The 15,881-nt window shown below is 70.5% G+C and carries 12 protein-coding genes and 1 tRNA gene; 9 read left to right on the top strand and 4 right to left on the bottom strand.

Annotation, left to right across the window (positions count from 1 at the left end; translation table 11 throughout):
* Positions 1-179 precede the first annotated feature (179 nt).
* The gene (locus ACO0M4_RS22685; RefSeq protein ID WP_430372746.1) at positions 180-1,592 is read left to right on the top strand and encodes a purine-cytosine permease family protein; all 1,413 of its coding nucleotides are present in this window, start codon (positions 180-182) and stop codon (positions 1,590-1,592) included.
* 42 nt (positions 1,593-1,634) lie between these two features.
* Complete coding sequence (locus tag ACO0M4_RS22680) at positions 1,635-2,039, top strand: hypothetical protein (RefSeq protein ID WP_430372744.1); 405 nt, start codon at positions 1,635-1,637, stop codon at positions 2,037-2,039.
* Between the two features lie 410 nt (positions 2,040-2,449).
* On the opposite strand, the gene ACO0M4_RS22675 is transcribed toward ACO0M4_RS22680, so the two are convergent.
* A complete protein-coding gene (locus tag ACO0M4_RS22675; protein ID WP_430372742.1) occupies positions 2,450-3,838 on the bottom strand; it encodes a cystathionine beta-synthase in 1,389 nt (462 codons plus the stop codon).
* A gap of 228 nt (positions 3,839-4,066) precedes the next feature.
* Between ACO0M4_RS22675 and ACO0M4_RS22670 the strand changes: the two genes are divergently transcribed.
* From ACO0M4_RS22670 to ACO0M4_RS22660, 3 genes are all read left to right on the top strand, one after another.
* The gene (locus ACO0M4_RS22670) at positions 4,067-5,086 is read left to right on the top strand and encodes an SGNH/GDSL hydrolase family protein (protein ID WP_430372741.1); all 1,020 of its coding nucleotides are present in this window, start codon (positions 4,067-4,069) and stop codon (positions 5,084-5,086) included.
* A 308-nt stretch (positions 5,087-5,394) separates the two neighbouring features.
* The gene (locus ACO0M4_RS22665) at positions 5,395-6,615 is read left to right on the top strand and encodes an acetyl-CoA C-acetyltransferase (RefSeq protein ID WP_430372740.1); all 1,221 of its coding nucleotides are present in this window, start codon (positions 5,395-5,397) and stop codon (positions 6,613-6,615) included.
* A gap of 483 nt (positions 6,616-7,098) precedes the next feature.
* Entirely contained in the window at positions 7,099-8,118 is a 1,020-nt protein-coding gene (locus ACO0M4_RS22660) for a hypothetical protein (RefSeq protein ID WP_430372739.1), read from the top strand.
* Here ACO0M4_RS22660 and ACO0M4_RS22655 read toward each other — a convergent pair.
* The gene (locus ACO0M4_RS22655; protein WP_430372738.1) at positions 8,082-8,474 is read right to left on the bottom strand and encodes a hypothetical protein; all 393 of its coding nucleotides are present in this window, start codon (positions 8,472-8,474) and stop codon (positions 8,082-8,084) included. The two genes, ACO0M4_RS22660 and ACO0M4_RS22655, sit on opposite strands and share 37 nt — an antisense overlap.
* 98 nt (positions 8,475-8,572) lie before the next feature.
* Between ACO0M4_RS22655 and ACO0M4_RS22650 the strand changes: the two genes are divergently transcribed.
* A complete protein-coding gene (locus tag ACO0M4_RS22650) occupies positions 8,573-8,800 on the top strand; it encodes a DUF4287 domain-containing protein (protein ID WP_100605152.1) in 228 nt (75 codons plus the stop codon).
* An 80-nt stretch (positions 8,801-8,880) separates the two neighbouring features.
* On the opposite strand, the gene ACO0M4_RS22645 is transcribed toward ACO0M4_RS22650, so the two are convergent.
* The gene (locus ACO0M4_RS22645; protein WP_430372737.1) at positions 8,881-9,726 is read right to left on the bottom strand and encodes a Bax inhibitor-1/YccA family protein; all 846 of its coding nucleotides are present in this window, start codon (positions 9,724-9,726) and stop codon (positions 8,881-8,883) included.
* A 556-nt stretch (positions 9,727-10,282) separates the two neighbouring features.
* Here ACO0M4_RS22645 and ACO0M4_RS22640 point away from each other — a divergent pair.
* Positions 10,283-13,132 carry a bifunctional glycosyltransferase/CDP-glycerol:glycerophosphate glycerophosphotransferase gene (locus tag ACO0M4_RS22640; RefSeq protein ID WP_430373902.1) on the top strand — a complete coding sequence of 950 codons (2,850 nt, stop codon included), beginning with the start codon at positions 10,283-10,285 and terminating at the stop codon, positions 13,130-13,132.
* Positions 13,132-14,301 (top strand): glycosyltransferase, encoded by a 1,170-nt coding sequence (locus ACO0M4_RS22635; RefSeq protein ID WP_430372735.1) that lies wholly within the window; start codon positions 13,132-13,134, stop codon positions 14,299-14,301. The genes ACO0M4_RS22640 and ACO0M4_RS22635 overlap by 1 nt, the downstream gene beginning before the upstream one ends.
* A 115-nt stretch (positions 14,302-14,416) precedes the next feature.
* On the opposite strand, the gene ACO0M4_RS22630 is transcribed toward ACO0M4_RS22635, so the two are convergent.
* Positions 14,417-14,498, bottom strand: a tRNA-Leu gene (locus tag ACO0M4_RS22630).
* 486 nt (positions 14,499-14,984) lie between these two features.
* On the opposite strand from ACO0M4_RS22630, the gene ACO0M4_RS22625 reads away from it, so the two are divergent.
* The gene (locus ACO0M4_RS22625) at positions 14,985-15,821 is read left to right on the top strand and encodes an ABC transporter ATP-binding protein (RefSeq protein WP_430372733.1); all 837 of its coding nucleotides are present in this window, start codon (positions 14,985-14,987) and stop codon (positions 15,819-15,821) included.
* Positions 15,822-15,881 lie beyond the last annotated feature (60 nt).

Here is a 15,881-nt window from a genome sequence, read left to right as displayed (position 1 = left end):
CCCCGTCCGCCGACGTCCGGCATGCGTGCCCAGACGGTACCGGAGCGCCGGGCACCCGTCTGCTCCGTGCGTCGAGCCCCCGCGAGCGGGCGAATCGCCGCCCGCCTATTGACCTTCCATTCATCGAGCCTGATCCTGCATGAATCCATACATGCAGCGCGGCGGAAGAGGCGGCACCCATGGCAGGCGTGATCGAGCAGCGCTCCATCGACGTCGTCCCGGACGACGAACGGCACGGCAGCGCGGTCAACCAGTTCACCCTCTGGCTCGGCGCCAACCTCCAGATCACCGCCGTCGTCACCGGCGCGCTGGCCGTGGTCTTCGGGTCCAACGCCTTCTGGGCGCTGATCGGGCTGCTGCTGGGCAACCTCGCGGGCGGGGCGGTGATGGCGCTGCACTCCGCGCAGGGGCCGCGGCTGGGCCTGCCGCAGATGATCACCTCGCGGGCACAGTTCGGGGTGCGCGGGGCGGTGGTGCCGCTGGCACTGGTCATCGTGATGTACATCGGCTTCTTCGCCAGCGGCAGCGTGCTCGCCGGGCAGGCGGTGGGCGAACTGACGCACCTCGGCGGGACGGTCGGGATCGTGCTCTTCGCCGCGATCACCGCGCTGGCCGCGGCCGTCGGCTACCGCCTCATCCACCTGCTCGGCAAGGTCGCCGGCCTGGTCTGCGCGCTGGCCTTCGTCTACCTCGGCATCCGACTGCTGGACCGCGTCGACCTCGCCGCGCTGCTGCACGACCGCGGCTTCGGGCTGCCGGTGTTCCTGCTCGCGGTCTCGCTCTCGGCATCCTGGCAGCTGGCGTTCGGCCCGTACGTGGCGGACTACTCCCGTTATCTGCCGCGCCACACCTCGACCCGGGCGACCTTCTGGTGGACGCTGGGCGGGTCCGTACTGGGCGCGCAGTGGTCGATGACCTTCGGGGCGCTGGCGGCGGCCGCGGCCCCGGGGGCGTTCGTCGGTCACGAGGTCGGCTACGTCGTCGGGCTGGGCGGCACGGGACTGATCGCCTCGTGCCTCTACTTCGTCATCGCCCTCGGCAAGCTCACCATCAACATCCTCAACACCTACGGCGGCTTCATGTCGCTGGTCACCAGCGTCAGCGGCTTCCGCGGGCAACGGACCCTCTCGGCACGCGGCCGGTCCGCGTACATCGCCGGGATCATGGTGGCCGGCACCGCCGTCGCCCTCCTGGGCAAGGACTCCTTCCTCACCTCCTTCAAGGACTTCCTGCTCTTCCTGCTGACGTTCTTCACGCCCTGGTCGGCGATCAACCTGGTCGACTACTACCTGATCTCCAAGGAGCGCTACGACATCCCGGCGCTCACCGACCCCGGCGGCCGGTACGGCGCCTGGAACGTGCGCGCACTGACCGTGTACGTCGTCGGCGTACTGGCCCAACTCCCGTTCCTGGCCACGCACTTCTACACCGGGCCGCTGGTCGCCCCGCTCGGCGGCGCCGACGTCTCCTGGCTGATCGGCCTGGCGGTGCCCGCCGTCCTCTACTGGATCGCCGCTCGTAACGACACCGCGCGGCTGGCGGAACCGGAGCCCGGGGAGGGGAGCCGGACCCCCGTCGGATTGGGGGGATAGCCCCAGCGCACCGCCGCATCACCCGGCCGTACTCTCGGTGCCATGGCGACACACGACCCTGAGCTGAAGAAAGAACTCGACGCGACCCTCCAGACGCGCAAGGAGCTGGGGTCGGAGTACGAGTCGGAGCTGGTGGAGTCCTTCCTGGAGAAGCTCGACAAGGACGTCGACCGGCGGGTGCGCCGACAACTGGCCGAGCAGCAGATGCAGGTGGCGCGCGGGGCGCAGCCGCCGCGCCGGACGAACGCCGGCAGCGAGTTCTGGGAGCGGTTCACGTTCGCCGTGGTCTCGCTGGTGCTGGCCATCCCCCTGTCCGCGATCGCGGTGGTCAACGCCGGGCTGGTCGGCCTGGCGGTGTGCTGGGCCGGCATCGTCGGCGTCAACGCCGTGCACGGCCTGGGGCGGCGGTCGCCGCGGCCGGGGCAGCGCGACGAGGACTGGGACTGACCCGACCGGAAGACCGGAAGACCGGGAGCCCGGCCGGAAGGCCGGCAGACCCGAAGACCGGCGGACCGGTGGGCCAGAAGACCGGTGGACCGGTGGACCGGTGGACCGGCGGACCGGCGGACCGGCGGAAGAAGTAGTGCGGGGACCGCCGCACCCCGGCCGGAGCCGGGGGCGGGACGACGGCGGTCCCCGCGCGGGACGCGATCCGGGTCAGGCCGGTCATCGCGTCCTGGCGATCGTGGAGGTCCGGGAGCCGCTCCGGAGGTCCGTATCGCCTGCACACCTCAATGTGCCGGAGAAGTGTTAAGCCCGTGCTGCGCGCACGTGACGCATACGTACACCTTGCGGCGACGGGCCTTTTCCTGACGGACACTTGACACCGCGTCGGGCGCGACGCCCGGCGGCGACGGCTACTTGGCGACCCCGCGCGCCAGGTACGCCAGCAGGTCCTGCCGGCTCACCACGCCCTTGGGCTTGCCCTCGACGAGGACGATCGCCGCATCGGCGTTCTCCAGCACCGCCATCAGGTCGGAGACCGGCTCGCCCGAGCCGACCTGCGGCAGCGGCGGGCACATGTGCTTCTCCAGCGGGTCGGACAGTGCGGCGCGCTGGGTGAACAGCGCGTCCAGCAGCTCCCGTTCGACGACCGAGCCGACGACCTCGGCGGCCATCACGTCGGGGTGCCCGGCCCCCGGCTTGACGATCGGCATCTGCGAGACGCCGTACTCGCGCAGCACCTCGATGGCCTCGCCGACGGTCTCCTCCGGGTGCATGTGCACCAGGGACGGCAGCTCGCCCTCCTTGTACTGGAGGACCTCGCCGACCCGGGCCGCGGTGCCGCTCTCCTCCAGGAAGCCGTAGTCGGCCATCCACTCGTCGTTGAAGATCTTGGAGAGGTAGCCGCGGCCGCTGTCCGGGAGCAGGATGACCATCACGTCGTCCGGTCCGAGCCGCTCGGCGACCCGCAGACCGGCCACCACAGCCATGCCGCAGGAGCCGCCGACCAGCAGGCCCTCCTCCTTGGCCAGCCGCCGGGTCATCTGGAAGGCGTCCTTGTCCGAGACCGCCACGATCTCGTCGGCGACCGAGCGGTCGTAGGCGGTCGGCCAGAAGTCCTCACCGACGCCCTCGATCAGGTACGGCCGGCCGGAGCCGCCGCTGTAGACCGAGCCCTCCGGGTCGGCGCCGACGACCGTGACCCGGTCCTCGCTGACGTCCTTCAAGTAGCGGCCGGTGCCGCTGATGGTGCCGCCGGTGCCGACACCCGCCACGAAGTGGGTGATCCGCCCGTCGGTCTGCTCCCACAACTCCGGCCCGGTGGTCTCGTAGTGCGAGCGCGGGTTGTTGGGGTTGCTGTACTGGTCGGGCTTCCAGGCGCCGGGCGTCTCACGCACCAGGCGGTCGGAAACGTTGTAGTACGAGTCCGGGTGCTCGGGATCGACTGCCGTCGGGCAGACCACCACCTCAGCGCCGTACGCCCGCAGCACATTGATCTTGTCCGTCGACACCTTGTCGGGGCAGACGAAGATGCACTTGTAGCCCTTCTGCTGGGCCACGATCGCCAGCCCGACACCCGTGTTGCCGGAAGTCGGCTCGACGATGGTGCCGCCCGGCTGCAACTCGCCCGACTCCTCGGCGGCCTCGATCATGCGCACCGCGATGCGGTCCTTGACCGATCCTCCGGGGTTGAAGTACTCGACCTTCACCAGGACGGTTGCCTGGATCCCTTGAGTGACGTTGTTGAGTCGCACGAGCGGGGTGTTGCCGACGAGCTCAATCATCGAATCGTAAAACTGCACGGTGGTCTCCGCGGTCGGGGGCACGCTCTCCTGCGCCCGTGCCGCCAGCCTATTGCCCTGGTGGACCAAGGGCCCGCGGGTTCGTTCGCAGGGCTCCATCGGAGGTCCGGTGCGTTGCGCCGCCGCCCGGAACGGGCATTTACCCGGTGAAGGAGTTGTTGGCGTTTCACGAGCGCGTCCGGCCGGCGGGCCGCGGCGCGCCCGCGTTGCACGGGGAGGTGCCGGCCGATGGTGACGACGAGGTCCAGGGCGAGGGTGGCACGGCGGATCGCGACCGCGGCCGCGTTCGGCGGCGGCGGGATCGGGCTGCTGGGCGTGGCCACCGTGGGGCTGCTGCTGACCGAGGCCCGGCTGGCCCGCCGCACGGTCGGCGGCTCCAGCGACATCCCGCCGTGCGCCGACGGCCGCTACGGCGCCGCCTTCGGCCACCGCACCGACCGGCCCCCGCTGCGACTCGGCTTCCTCGGCGACTCCACCGCGGCCGGCCAGGGCGTCCACCGCCCCTCCCAGACGCCCGGTGCGCTGCTCGCCTCCGGCCTGGCCGCGCTCGCCGAACTCCCCGTCGACTTCCGCAACGTGGCGCTGCCCGGCGCCCGGTCCGACGACCTGCCCCGCCAGGTGGAGCTGCTGCTCGCGGACGGCGCGGAGACCCCCGACCTCTGCGTCATCATGATCGGCGCCAACGACGTCACCCGCCGGCTGCCGCCCGCCGAGTCGGTGCGGCACCTGTCCGAGGCGGTGCGGGCGCTGCGCGCGGCGGGCTGCGAGGTGATCGTCGGCACCTGCCCCGACCTGGGCACCATCGAGCCGGTCTACCAGCCGCTGCGGTGGGTGGCCCGCCGGCTGTCCCGGCAGCTGGCGGCCGCCCAGACCATCGGCGTGGTCGAGAACGGCGGCCGGACGGTCTCGCTGGGCGCGCTGCTCGGCCCGGAGTTCGAGGCCCGCCCCCGGGAGCTGTTCGGTCCGGACAACTACCACCCCTCGGCCGAGGGGTACGCCACCGCCGCGATGGCCGTGTTCCCGACCCTATGCGCGGCGCTCGGGTTGTGGCCCGAGGAGGAACGGCCGGAGCCCGCCCGGCGCGAGGGCATCCTCCCCGTCGAGCAGGCCGCGGCCCGGGCCGCCTCCGAGGGCGGCACGGAGGTCACCGCCTCCCGCGCCCCCTGGGCCCTGCTCAAGCACCGTCGGCGCCGTCAGCTGCCGGCACCGGAGGAGGGCACCGCGGACCGGCCGTCGGTCACGGGGTAGCAGCGCGCACGGGGTGGCAGCACGCGCGGGGTGGCAGCACGCGCGGGGTGGCAGCGCGCGCCGGTGCACGTCAGGGGCGCGGGCCGCCCCGGGCCGGGCTCCCGGCGGGGAATAGCGGCCCCGCCTCCACCGTTTCCATAAGCGCCCGCTTAGAAAAGAGGCCCGCATCACAGCGCACACCCCGTGACCTCTCGCACTACGTGCAGGTAACTTCCCAGACGGTCCGCCCTGTTCTGCCGCCCACCGCCCAGCCGCCATCACGCGGGCGGGGCACCGGACGCCGCACCCACTCACCCCTTGGAGCCGTGATGCCCGAAGCCGTGATCGTCTCAGCCGCCCGCTCCCCGATCGGCCGCGCCTTCAAGGGCTCCCTCAAGGACCTGCGCCCCGACGACCTCACCGCGACGATCATCCAGGCGGCCCTCGCCAAGGTGCCCGAGCTGGACCCGACCGACATCGACGACCTGATGCTCGGCTGTGGCCTGCCCGGCGGCGAGCAGGGCCACAACCTCGGCCGCATCGTGGCCGTCCAGATGGGGATGGACCACCTGCCGGGCTGCACGGTCACCCGTTACTGCTCCTCCTCGCTCCAGACGAGCCGGATGGCGCTGCACGCCATCAAGGCCGGCGAGGGCGACGTCTTCATCTCGGCGGGCGTCGAGATGGTCTCGCGCAGCGTCAAGGGCACCTCCGACGGCCTGCCTGACACCCACAACCCGCTCTTCGCGGACGCCGAGGCGCGCACCGCCGCCCGCGCCGAGCAGGAGGGCGCGGACTGGCACGACCCGCGCGAGGACGGCCTGGTCCCGGACGCGTACATCGCGATGGGTCAGACCGCGGAGAACCTCGCCCGCCTCAAGGGCATCACCCGCCAGGACATGGACGAGTTCGGCGTCCGGTCCCAGAACCTCGCCGAGCAGGCGATCAAGAACGGTTTCTGGGAGCGGGAGATCACCCCGGTCGAGCTGCCCGACGGCACGGTCGTCTCCAAGGACGACGGCCCGCGCGCCGGCGTGACCCTGGAGGGCGTGCAGGGCCTGAAGCCGGTCTTCCGTCCCGACGGCCTGGTCACCGCCGCCAACTGCTGCCCGCTGAACGACGGCGCCGCCGCACTCGTGATCATGTCCGACACCAAGGCCCGCGAGCTGGGCCTGACCCCGCTGGCCCGGATCGTCTCCACCGGCGTCTCCGGCCTGTCCCCCGAGATCATGGGGTACGGCCCGGTGGAGGCCAGCAAGCAGGCCCTGCAGCGCGCCGGCCTGTCGGTCTCCGACATCGACCTGGTGGAGATCAACGAGGCGTTCGCCGCCCAGGTGATCCCCTCCTACCGCGACCTGGGCATCGACCTGGACCGGCTGAACGTCAACGGCGGCGCGATCGCCGTCGGCCACCCCTTCGGCATGACCGGCGCCCGGATCACCACCACCCTGATCAACTCCCTCCAGTGGCACGACAAGCAGTTCGGCCTGGAAACCATGTGCGTCGGCGGCGGCCAGGGCATGGCGATGGTCATCGAGCGGCTGAGCTGAGCTGTAGCGGCCGGCACGCGCAGCCGAGCTGAGCGCGCGCGGCCGAGCCGAGCCGACGCGGGCCCACGCGCCAGCGCACCGAAGGGTGCGCGGGGAAACGGACCAACTCCCGTTCCCCGCGCACCCTTCGCGCTCGCCCGGACACCGTCCGCGACGCTGAGTGACCCAGGCCACTCGGTGACAAGATCGCGACCCAATCGCTCCCAGGATTGTGACCAACATCCCGAGGGGCCAGTGTTCTTGCAGCTCAGCAGGGGGCCACTACACCCCAGGAGCCCCCATGCACCCCCCTTTTCGGGACATACCACCCTGCGATCTGTCGCCGACTTCGGTCACGCTGTTGTAGGAAGTCGGAGAACAATCTGCTAACGGGAGTACGCCGGTGACCGGTCCGCGACAGTGTGTGCGTATGCCCGGAAGTGAGCGAACCACCGAAAGGTGCGCGCCTCGCGAGTGCGAGGCCGAGCGAAGCGAGGTTTCGGCATGACTGTCACCACCCTCGTCCTGCTGCTGACCGCGGCGGTCGCCGTGGTGCTGGGCGCCGTCGCCCTGTACACCGCCCGTGCGCTGCGCGGCCAGATCACCGCGCTGCACACCGAGCTCGTCGCCGCCCGCGCGGACGCCAGCGCCCGCGCCGAGGCCGCGCGCGTGGCCGGCGCCGCGGTCCCGGCCGCCCGCGGGGTGCCGGCCGTCGAGACCCCGCTCGCGGACATACGCGCCGCCGTCGCGGACGCGCTGGCCGAGGAGCGGGAGCGGGAGCTGGCCGAGGCGCGCGCCTTCTGGGCCGCGCAGGAGGCCCGGGACTCCCTGAACACGGCGGACGCCCCGTCGCTGTCCGGGCCGCTGCCCGGCTTCGGCGACGACGGCCCGCTCGACGGCCGCGAGAGCCGGCGGGAGGCGTCCGAGCGGCTGGAGCTGGACCGGTTCGACGGCCATCCGTTCGTGCCGCGCCAGGCGGACCTGGCCGGGCTGGAGTCGCTGCTGGGCCCGGAGGCCCTGGAGCCGCTGCCCGCACTGGAGCCCGTCGAGGCCCTGGAGTCGCTGGAGTCACTGGAAGCCCTGGAGTCCGTCGAGGCGCTGGAGTCCCTGGACGCGCCGGAGTTCGAGCTGGCCGAGGAGACCGAGTCCGCCGAGCTGGCCGCCGCCCGCCGGCGCCACCCCTCGCACCCGGACTTCTCCCCCGTCCCGGCCATCGCCGACCACGAGCGCACCGTGGCGCGCCTGGCGGAGCTGGCCCGCGAGGCCACCCCGCTCGCCGACGTCCGCCCCGGCCCGCTGGGCACCCTGGACGTGTACGTCTTCGCCGACGGCACGACGCTGTGTCTGACCCCCGGGCACCGCGAGACCGCCGAGAGCGTGGCCGGTGCGTTGCGCGAGGGCCACACCCCGGTACTGCTCGGCGGCTCGGGGATCTCCGGGGCCTACGCCCTGACGTTCTCGTGGGGCGAGCGCCGCGACGAGAGCGTCTACATCCTCGCCGACCGGGTCATCGCCTCGCTCTGAGCCGCGTCCCGGACCCGTTGCACGGCCTGGGCCAGTTGCTCGGCGGGGGCCGTTTTTGCGTCAGCTTCCGCGCCGATCCGGCCGTCCGTCGCCGCCACGGCGGCGACGGTCCGCAGCGCCTCGACGAGGTCGTGACCGGCCACGGCCAGTTGGTCGCCGGCCGCGAACATCCCGGCGTCCGGAAGCTCCCGGGGCCGCTCCCCAGGGCGTTCGATCAGCTGCGCGCGGGCCGCCAACTCCCGGGCCAGCGCGAGCCCTTCGGCCGCGGCACCGCGGCGCAGGGCGCTCTGCGGCAGCGCCCGGAGGCGGTCGGCGAGGGCGTCCACGGCGGTCTGCAAAGGCGTCACGTCAAGCACAGCGTGAGCCTAGGCGCAACTCCCGGGTGGTTGCCAACGCCCGAACGCTCAGGCACGGTGGGCGGAAGAACCAGCATCGACCGCGTCCGGAGGCGCCGATGTCTCAGTCCTTCTCCGAAGAAACCCACCGGAACATGCTCTCCCGCATCCCGCACTGCACCGGCCGGGATATCTCCGATTGGCTCCGTACCGTCGACGAGGGCCCCGCTCTCGTCCGCTTCGACGAAAAGGTCAGCTGGCTGCGCGGCGCGCACAATCTCTCGCACGGCCACGCCAAAGCGATCGTCCACGAACACGATCTGAGGCGCGCAGCCCGCAAGTTCTGACCGGGCCCGGGGCGTGTCCCGGCACGCGCGAGGGGCCCGCGGGCAGTTGCCCGCGGGCCCCTCGTCCGCTGTACGGGGCGTCAGTCGCGCAGGATCGAGATCAGCCGCAGCATCTCCCAGTAGATCCACACCAGGGTCGTGGTGAGACCGAACGCGGCCAGCCAGGACTCCTCGCGCGGTGCGCCGTAGGCGACGCCGTCCTCGACCTGCTTGAAGTCCATGGCGAGGAAGAGCGCGCCGAGGACCACGCCCACGACGCCGAAGAGGATGCCCAGGCCGCCGCTGCGGAAGCCGAGGCCGTCACCCCCGCCGAACACCATGAACAGGAGGTTGACCAGCGACAGCATGACGAAGCCCAGCGCCGCAATCATCACGAAGCGGGTGAACCGCGCGGTGACCCGGACGATCCGGGTCTTGTAGGCGACCAGCATGGCGACGAACACCGCCATCGTGCCCAGCACCGCCTGCATGGGGGCGCCGTTCATCTTCGGCAGGTCGTTGATGAAGCCGCTGAGCGCGCCGAGGAAGACGCCCTCCAGGGCCGCGTAGCCCAGGATCAGCGCCGGGACGGGCTTGCGCTTGAAGGACTGGATGAAGCCGAGCACCGTCGCGGCCAGACCGGCGCCGATCGCGAAGGCGAGCTGTCCGGTCAGGAACAGCCAGCCGACGGTGGCACCGACGATGACCGTGCCGAGCGTCAGGCCCGTGCGCAGGACGACGTCGTCCATCGTCATGGGGCGGGTCTGCGGGGTGTACTGCGGTGCCTGCGGCGCCTCAGTGGCGTACGGGTTGGTTCCGGCGTACGGGTTCGCCCCGGCGTACGGGGTGGCGGTGGGACCCCCGGCCTGCGGCGGTGCGGTGAAGTCCGCGTAGCCGCTGCCTCGGCTGAACCCCCGTCGCGAGAAGACCGGGTTACTGCTCCTCATCTCACTCCTCCATGGCCGCCCTGCGCGGCCTTGACGCAAGCGTAATGGCTTGGCAAAGACACGTCTCTCGTTCTTGGGCAGGATCTTCCCCCACCCCACGGAGTACACGTCCTCTGCAGGGAGGACGTTCAGAGACGCGCAGAGGTGCCCGAACCGGCCGATCGAGTACCGGCCGACGCCATCTTCGTCACATCTGCCGCTGTGTCATATGCCACTCGCCGGCCCTCCGGGCGGTCGGGTCCGGCCGCCAGATAGTCCGGACAAAATCCGGGTAATCGATCTTTTCCCGTCGCCGTCGAACGAGCATTTCCCCACCCCGTCAACTCCGGGAGCTGGGGGTCACCGGCATGATCCGAATCCGATAAAGGTCTGATCGCGCCGCGCCTACGCAACCGATTGACCAGAGTCGCCGTCATACTGGCTAGCCGGTACCTGCCCTTCCCCGGGCAGCACCCCGTCACCACGTGTAGCGGTCCGGGTGCGGGTGGTCGTAAACCCCGTGTGCAGATGGGGCTATTCTGGCCGGAAACAGCAGCGAAAGAGGGTTGAGGTGCCTGTGCCTGACGTCTCAGTAGTCGTCATTGTCTACAACGACGCCGACCGGTTGCCGACCGCGGTCCAGTCCGTGCTGGATCAGACACTCCGGGACGTTGAGGTGGTGATCGTCGACGATTGCAGCACCGACCGTTCTTTCGAGGTCGCGCAAGCGCTCGCCGCTGCCCACCCCGGGCGGGTCAGAGCCTTCCAGCTGCCGGAGAACAGTGGCGCCGGCGGAGAGCCGCGGAACCTCGGCATTCAGCACACCCGGGGACAGTACGTCATGTTCCTGGACAGCGATGACGTCCTGGAGCACAACGCCTGCCGCAATTTGCTGGAGGCCGCCGAGGAAACCGGCTCGGACATCGTCTCCGGTCTCTGCGTCCGGATCCACAAGGACACCCGGAACCAGAAGCGCGACGAGTGGTACGCCTGGCTGTATTCCACGACCCGCACCCTTGAGTCCGTTACGGAATTGCCGGACCTTTTCGTCTGGGACACCCTCTCCACCAACAAGTGCTACCGCCGCGAATTCCTCATCGAGAATGATCTCCGCTTCCCCAAGGGGATGTTCTACGAGGACCTGATGTTTATCGCCGACGCCTATCTCGCGGCGAAGCGCATCACCCTGATCCCCAATCAGGTCTACTTCTGGAACGTCTTCGAGAAGGCCGCCGTGAAGTCGGTGACGAACCGACGGCACGAGATGACCAATTACATCCACCGGCTGGAGGTCCACCGGCGGATCGACGCCGCACTGGTGGAGCGCGGGCTCACCGAGATGAAGCTCGCCAAGGACGTCAAATTCCTCAAGCACGACCTGGTGCTGCACCTGCGGGACCTGCCCTTCCGGGACGAGGCGTACCGCCAGGAGTTCGCCGCGCTCTCCCAGGAGTACCTCGCCGGCCTCTCGCCCGAGGCGTACGAGCGGGTCCTGCCGATACAGGCCATCTGCGCCTACCTGCTCCAGAAGGGCGACTGGGACAACCTCATCCCGGCGGTCGACACCCTCATCAACCGCGACAAGCTCTCCTCGCCGCTCGCCCCGCACGACGGCCGGATCTACTGGTGCGGCGGGCACTTCGACGACGCGTTCGGCCGCCAGGTGCTGGACGTGACCGAGGTCGGCTACCACGAGAAGCCGGTCAACCAGCTGTTCCTGCGCAACCAGCTCACCCGGTTCTCCGAGGCGGGCAGCACCGTCTCGCTGGCCGGTCGGATCACCAACCCGCTCGGAGTGATCCCCGAGGGCGCCAAGCTCAGCGGCGCGCTGGAGTTCAGCGCCCGCCGCCGCAGCCTGCAGTCCTTCAGCTTCCCGATCCAGACGCTGCGCCACGAGGGCGACGCCGTGGTGTGGGAGACCGCCGCGGACGTCACCGCGCGGCTGCGCCCGCTGGGCATCGTCGACACCATCTGGGACGTCCGGCTGCGGCTGAACGTCGACGGGGTGCCCACCACGTCCCGGCTGACGGTGGCCGACACCGAGCTGGCCGGCGGGCCGCTGCCGATCCGGCCGCGGCTGACCCGGATGGTCGCCGACCACATCGAGCCGCACGTCTCCTCCAAGGGCCACCTGGCGTTCCGGCTGACCAGCCAGAGCCAGAACGCCGAGCGCGTGCAGGAGCTCATCACCAAGAGCGTCCGCGGCAAGCCGGGGACGTTGGCCAAGAGCGGCTACCGCAAGGCCAAGGCGCTGCGCAAGACGCTGACCTCCGGGGACACCAAGCTCCGGGCGTACCACGAGGTGTTCAGCCGGCTGCCGATCAAGAAGCGCACGGTGGTCTTCGAGAGCCACCTGGGCAAGCAGTACAGCGACAGCCCGCGCGCCATCTACGAGGAGATGCGCCGGCAGGGCCTGGAGTTCGAGGCGATCTGGGCCTACGCCGGGTCCCCGAAGGACTTCCCCAAGGACGCCACGCTGGTCAAGCGCTGGTCGCTGCCGTACCTCAAGGCGCTCGCGCAGGCCGAGTTCTGGGTGGACAACCAGAGCTACCCGCTCAAGCTGACCAAGCGCCCCGAGACCACCTACCTCCAGACCTGGCACGGCTCGGCGCTGAAGAACATGGGCTTCGACCAGCCCTCGCTCAAGGCGCAGACCCGCCAGCAGCAGGCCGAGCAGCAGGAGTCGCTGGACCGCTTCGACCGGTTCCTGTGCCGCACCGAGCACGATGCCCGGACGCTGGCCAAGGCGTTCCGCCTGAAGGAGAAGACCCTGCTGCGGGTGGGCTACCCGCGCAACGACGCCCTGGTGCGGGCCCGGCTGCGGGAGACCGAGTTGGGCCACCGCGAGCGCGGCGCGCTGGCGGCCGAACTGGGCATCCCCGCGGACAAGAAGGTGCTGCTGTACGCGCCGACGTTCCGTAAGGCGGGCGGCCGGCACGGCCGGTTCGCGCTCCCCTTCGACGTGGAGCGCTTCGCCGACGAGTTCGGCGACCGCTACGTCCTGCTCGTCCGCTCGCACTACCTCAACCACGTGGTGCTGCCGCCGACCGTGCAGGGCCGGGTCATCGACGTCTCCGCGCGCCACGACATCACCCCGATCCTGGAGCTGGCCGACGGCCTGGTCACGGACTATTCGTCGGTGATGTTCGACTACGCGCTGCTCGACCGGCCGCTGATGTTCTTCACCTACGACTACGACGAATACGTGCACGAGGGCCGCGGAACGTACTTCGATCTGCTGGAGCACGCACCGGGCCCGGTAGTGCGCACCGAGGAAGATTTCTTCGAGGCCATGGAGTCTTTCGAGTCCCAGCAGCTGGAATACGCCAAGGACCGCAAGGAATTCGTCGCCAAGTTCGGGGAATACGACCAGGGCGACGCCGCACAGAGCATCGTCGACCAGTTCTTTGCGCAGTGGAGCCGTTGATGACCAAGTCGAACGCAGCCGGGCCGCGGGACATCTTCTTCGTCTCCAACAGCGTCAACGAGCTGGGCGGCATCACCAGTTGGTCGCACCAGATGGCGCGCCTGTTCGCCGAGCAGGGCCACCGGGTGCACGTCGTCGGAATCGTGCCGCCGCCCGAGGGCCGGGTCCACGAACTCGGCCCCGACCTGCCCTACGAGACCACCACGCTGTACGACGTGCACCCGCCGAGCGTCCGCCCGGTGCGGAGCCTGAAGGACAAGCTGAACGTCGTCGAGCAGCGCCGCCGGGCCGCCCGCGAGGCCGGGATGCACGAGCAGGCCGCCAAGATGAGCGCGCTGTTCCGGGCCGCGCAGCCGGGTGGCGTGGTGATCGTCACCCAGGTGTGGGCGATGGAGTGGGTGGCGCTGGCCGACACCGCCGGGCTGGCGGTCATCGGGATGAGCCACGAATCGTTCGAGACCTGCCGCAAGTCGTCCAGGTTCGCCCGCGTCAAGCGGTTTTACCAGGACGTCGACCGGATGCTGCCGCTCACCCGGGAGGACGCGGACAAGTGGATCCGGCAGCGGATGGACAACGTCGGCTTCATGCCGAACCCGCTGCCGTTCTTCCCCGACGTCCCCTCGGACCGGTCCCGGAAGGTCGTGGCGAGCATCGGCCGGCTGCACGAGGAGAAGGGCGTCGACCTGCTCCTGGAGGCGTGGGCGAAGGTCGCGCCGCAGCACCCGGACTGGACGCTGCGGATCTACGGCTCCGGTGAGGAGGCCGAGGCGCTGCGCAAGCAGGCGGCCGAGCTGGGAGTGGCCAATTCGGTCGAGTGGATGGGGCGGACCAGCGACGTCGCCGGTGCGCTGCGGGAGAGCGCGGTCTTCGCGCTGAGCTCGCGCGGTGAGGGTTTCCCGCTCGCGCCGATGGAGGCGATGGCCACCGCGGTGCCGTGTGTGGCGTTCGACGTGGCGCCGGGCGTCCGCGAGATCATCACGGACGGCACCGACGGCTTCCTGGCCCCGCCGGGCAACATCACCGAATTCGCCCGGCACCTCGACGCCCTGATGTCGGACGAGGAGCTGCGGGACCGGATGGGCGTCACCGCCCGGGAGAACATCCAGCGGTTCTCGACCGACGAGATTGTCGCCCGCTGGGAGGCGCTGTTCGCGCTCGTGGAGCGCTGAGCGCGGAGCGCGCAATACCGAGGAGGGGCCGCCGGGTTTTCCCGGCGGCCCCTCCTCGACAAGCAAGTTGAATATTCAGGTATTTACGGGTCTTTGTCCCGCTGCCCGCGAGAGGTGCCCGGAGCCGGACTTGAACCGGCACGGCCCGAAGGCCAGCGAGGTTTAAGCTCGCCGTGTCTGCATTCCACCATCCGGGCTTGGGGTCCCCCATGCCACCTCAAAGAAGGCAGCACGAGCGTAGCCCGCAGTGCACCAGGCAGATCGGCCGCTCTTCCCGAGGTTGTCTTATTTTATTGGCAACTGAGGGTGCATCAGTGACCGCCAGGGCCTCCGGCACATGCCTGAAGCCCATGTTCGCCGGTGACTGCCAGGGCGAAATTCGACCCTGAATTGACGAAAACTCGACGCCCGCGCGAGGGCTCCTCGACGCCCTTCCCAGCCCCTCCGGCACCGCCCGCGCGGCTCCCTTTCGGCGCCGCCGGCCTCAGGGACGGCCTCATACCCAGGGATGACGAGGCGGGGGGAGCTAATCCCTGGGGGTGGCCCAAGGACGGTCACACGGGTTGACGTCCGGGCCCGGTGAGCTGCCGGACGATGGAAGCCGATGTTCCACCGCCCACCCGCCGCGGCACCGTGCCGGCGCGGGAGCGGCCCGTCCCTCGTCCCGACAGGAGTCCCTCCCCGTGACCACCACCCACTCCGGCGTCTCTCTCGCCGGCCGCAGCACCGCGGTGGCCGCCCGCGCCACGGATCTCACCAAGGTCTACGGACACGGCGAGACCCAGGTGGTCGCCCTGGACGCGGTCTCCGTCGACTTCCAGCAGGCCCAGTTCACCGCGATCATGGGCCCCTCCGGGTCCGGCAAGTCCACGCTGATGCACTGCATGGCCGGCCTGGACGCGATCTCCGGCGGCTCCGCGAAGATCGGTGACATCGAGCTGACCGGACTGAAGGACAAGAAGCTCACCCAGCTCCGGCGCGACAAGATCGGCTTCGTCTTCCAGGCGTTCAACCTCCTCCCGACGCTCACCGCCCTGGAGAACATCACCCTCCCCATGGACATCGCCGGCCGGAAGCCGGACCGCGCCTGGCTGGAGCAGGTCGTGGAGACCGTCGGCCTGTCCGGCCGGCTCAAGCACCGCCCGAGCCAGCTCTCCGGCGGCCAGCAGCAGCGCGTGGCGGTGGCCCGCGCCCTGGCCTCCCGGCCCGAGATCATCTTCGCCGACGAGCCCACCGGCAACCTCGACTCCCGCTCCGGCGCCGAGGTCCTCGGTTTCCTGCGCAACTCCGTGCGCGAGCTGGGCCAGACCGTGGTGATGGTGACGCACGACCCGGTCGCGGCGTCGTACGCGGACCGCGTGATATTCCTCGCCGACGGCCGGATCGTCGACGATATGCCCGACCCCAGCGCCGACATGGTGCTGGAGCGCATGCTGGGCTTTTCCGGGGGCGGTAGCGCCGGCGGCTCCGCCGCGCGGCCCCGAACCCCCGGTTTCGACACCGCGGGCCGCGTCAGCTGACCGGCAGCAGCCACCTTCCCCACCCGGACACCCCGGACCACTCCTCCAGGACTGACCCAC

It is taken from the genome of Streptomyces sp. RGM 3693 (genome assembly GCF_050471125.1).
Taxonomy (GTDB): domain Bacteria; phylum Actinomycetota; class Actinomycetes; order Streptomycetales; family Streptomycetaceae; genus Streptomyces.
Note: the sequence above shows the minus strand (reverse complement) of the source record. Positions and strands in the feature narration are given on the sequence as shown.

Excerpts from the sequence above, each read along its gene's own strand:
- ACO0M4_RS22685 (WP_430372746.1), top strand. The coding sequence starts at position 180 with ATGGCAGGCGTGATCGAGCAGCGCTCCATCGACGTCGTCCCGGACGAC.
- ACO0M4_RS22680 (WP_430372744.1), top strand. The coding sequence starts at position 1,635 with ATGGCGACACACGACCCTGAGCTGAAGAAAGAACTCGACGCGACCCTC.
- ACO0M4_RS22670 (WP_430372741.1), top strand. The coding sequence starts at position 4,067 with ATGGTGACGACGAGGTCCAGGGCGAGGGTGGCACGGCGGATCGCGACC.
- ACO0M4_RS22665 (WP_430372740.1), top strand. The coding sequence starts at position 5,395 with ATGCCCGAAGCCGTGATCGTCTCAGCCGCCCGCTCCCCGATCGGCCGC.
- ACO0M4_RS22660 (WP_430372739.1), top strand. The coding sequence starts at position 7,099 with ATGACTGTCACCACCCTCGTCCTGCTGCTGACCGCGGCGGTCGCCGTG.
- ACO0M4_RS22650 (WP_100605152.1), top strand. The coding sequence starts at position 8,573 with ATGTCTCAGTCCTTCTCCGAAGAAACCCACCGGAACATGCTCTCCCGC.
- ACO0M4_RS22645 (WP_430372737.1), bottom strand. The coding sequence starts at position 9,726 with ATGAGGAGCAGTAACCCGGTCTTCTCGCGACGGGGGTTCAGCCGAGGC.
- ACO0M4_RS22635 (WP_430372735.1), top strand. The coding sequence starts at position 13,132 with ATGACCAAGTCGAACGCAGCCGGGCCGCGGGACATCTTCTTCGTCTCC.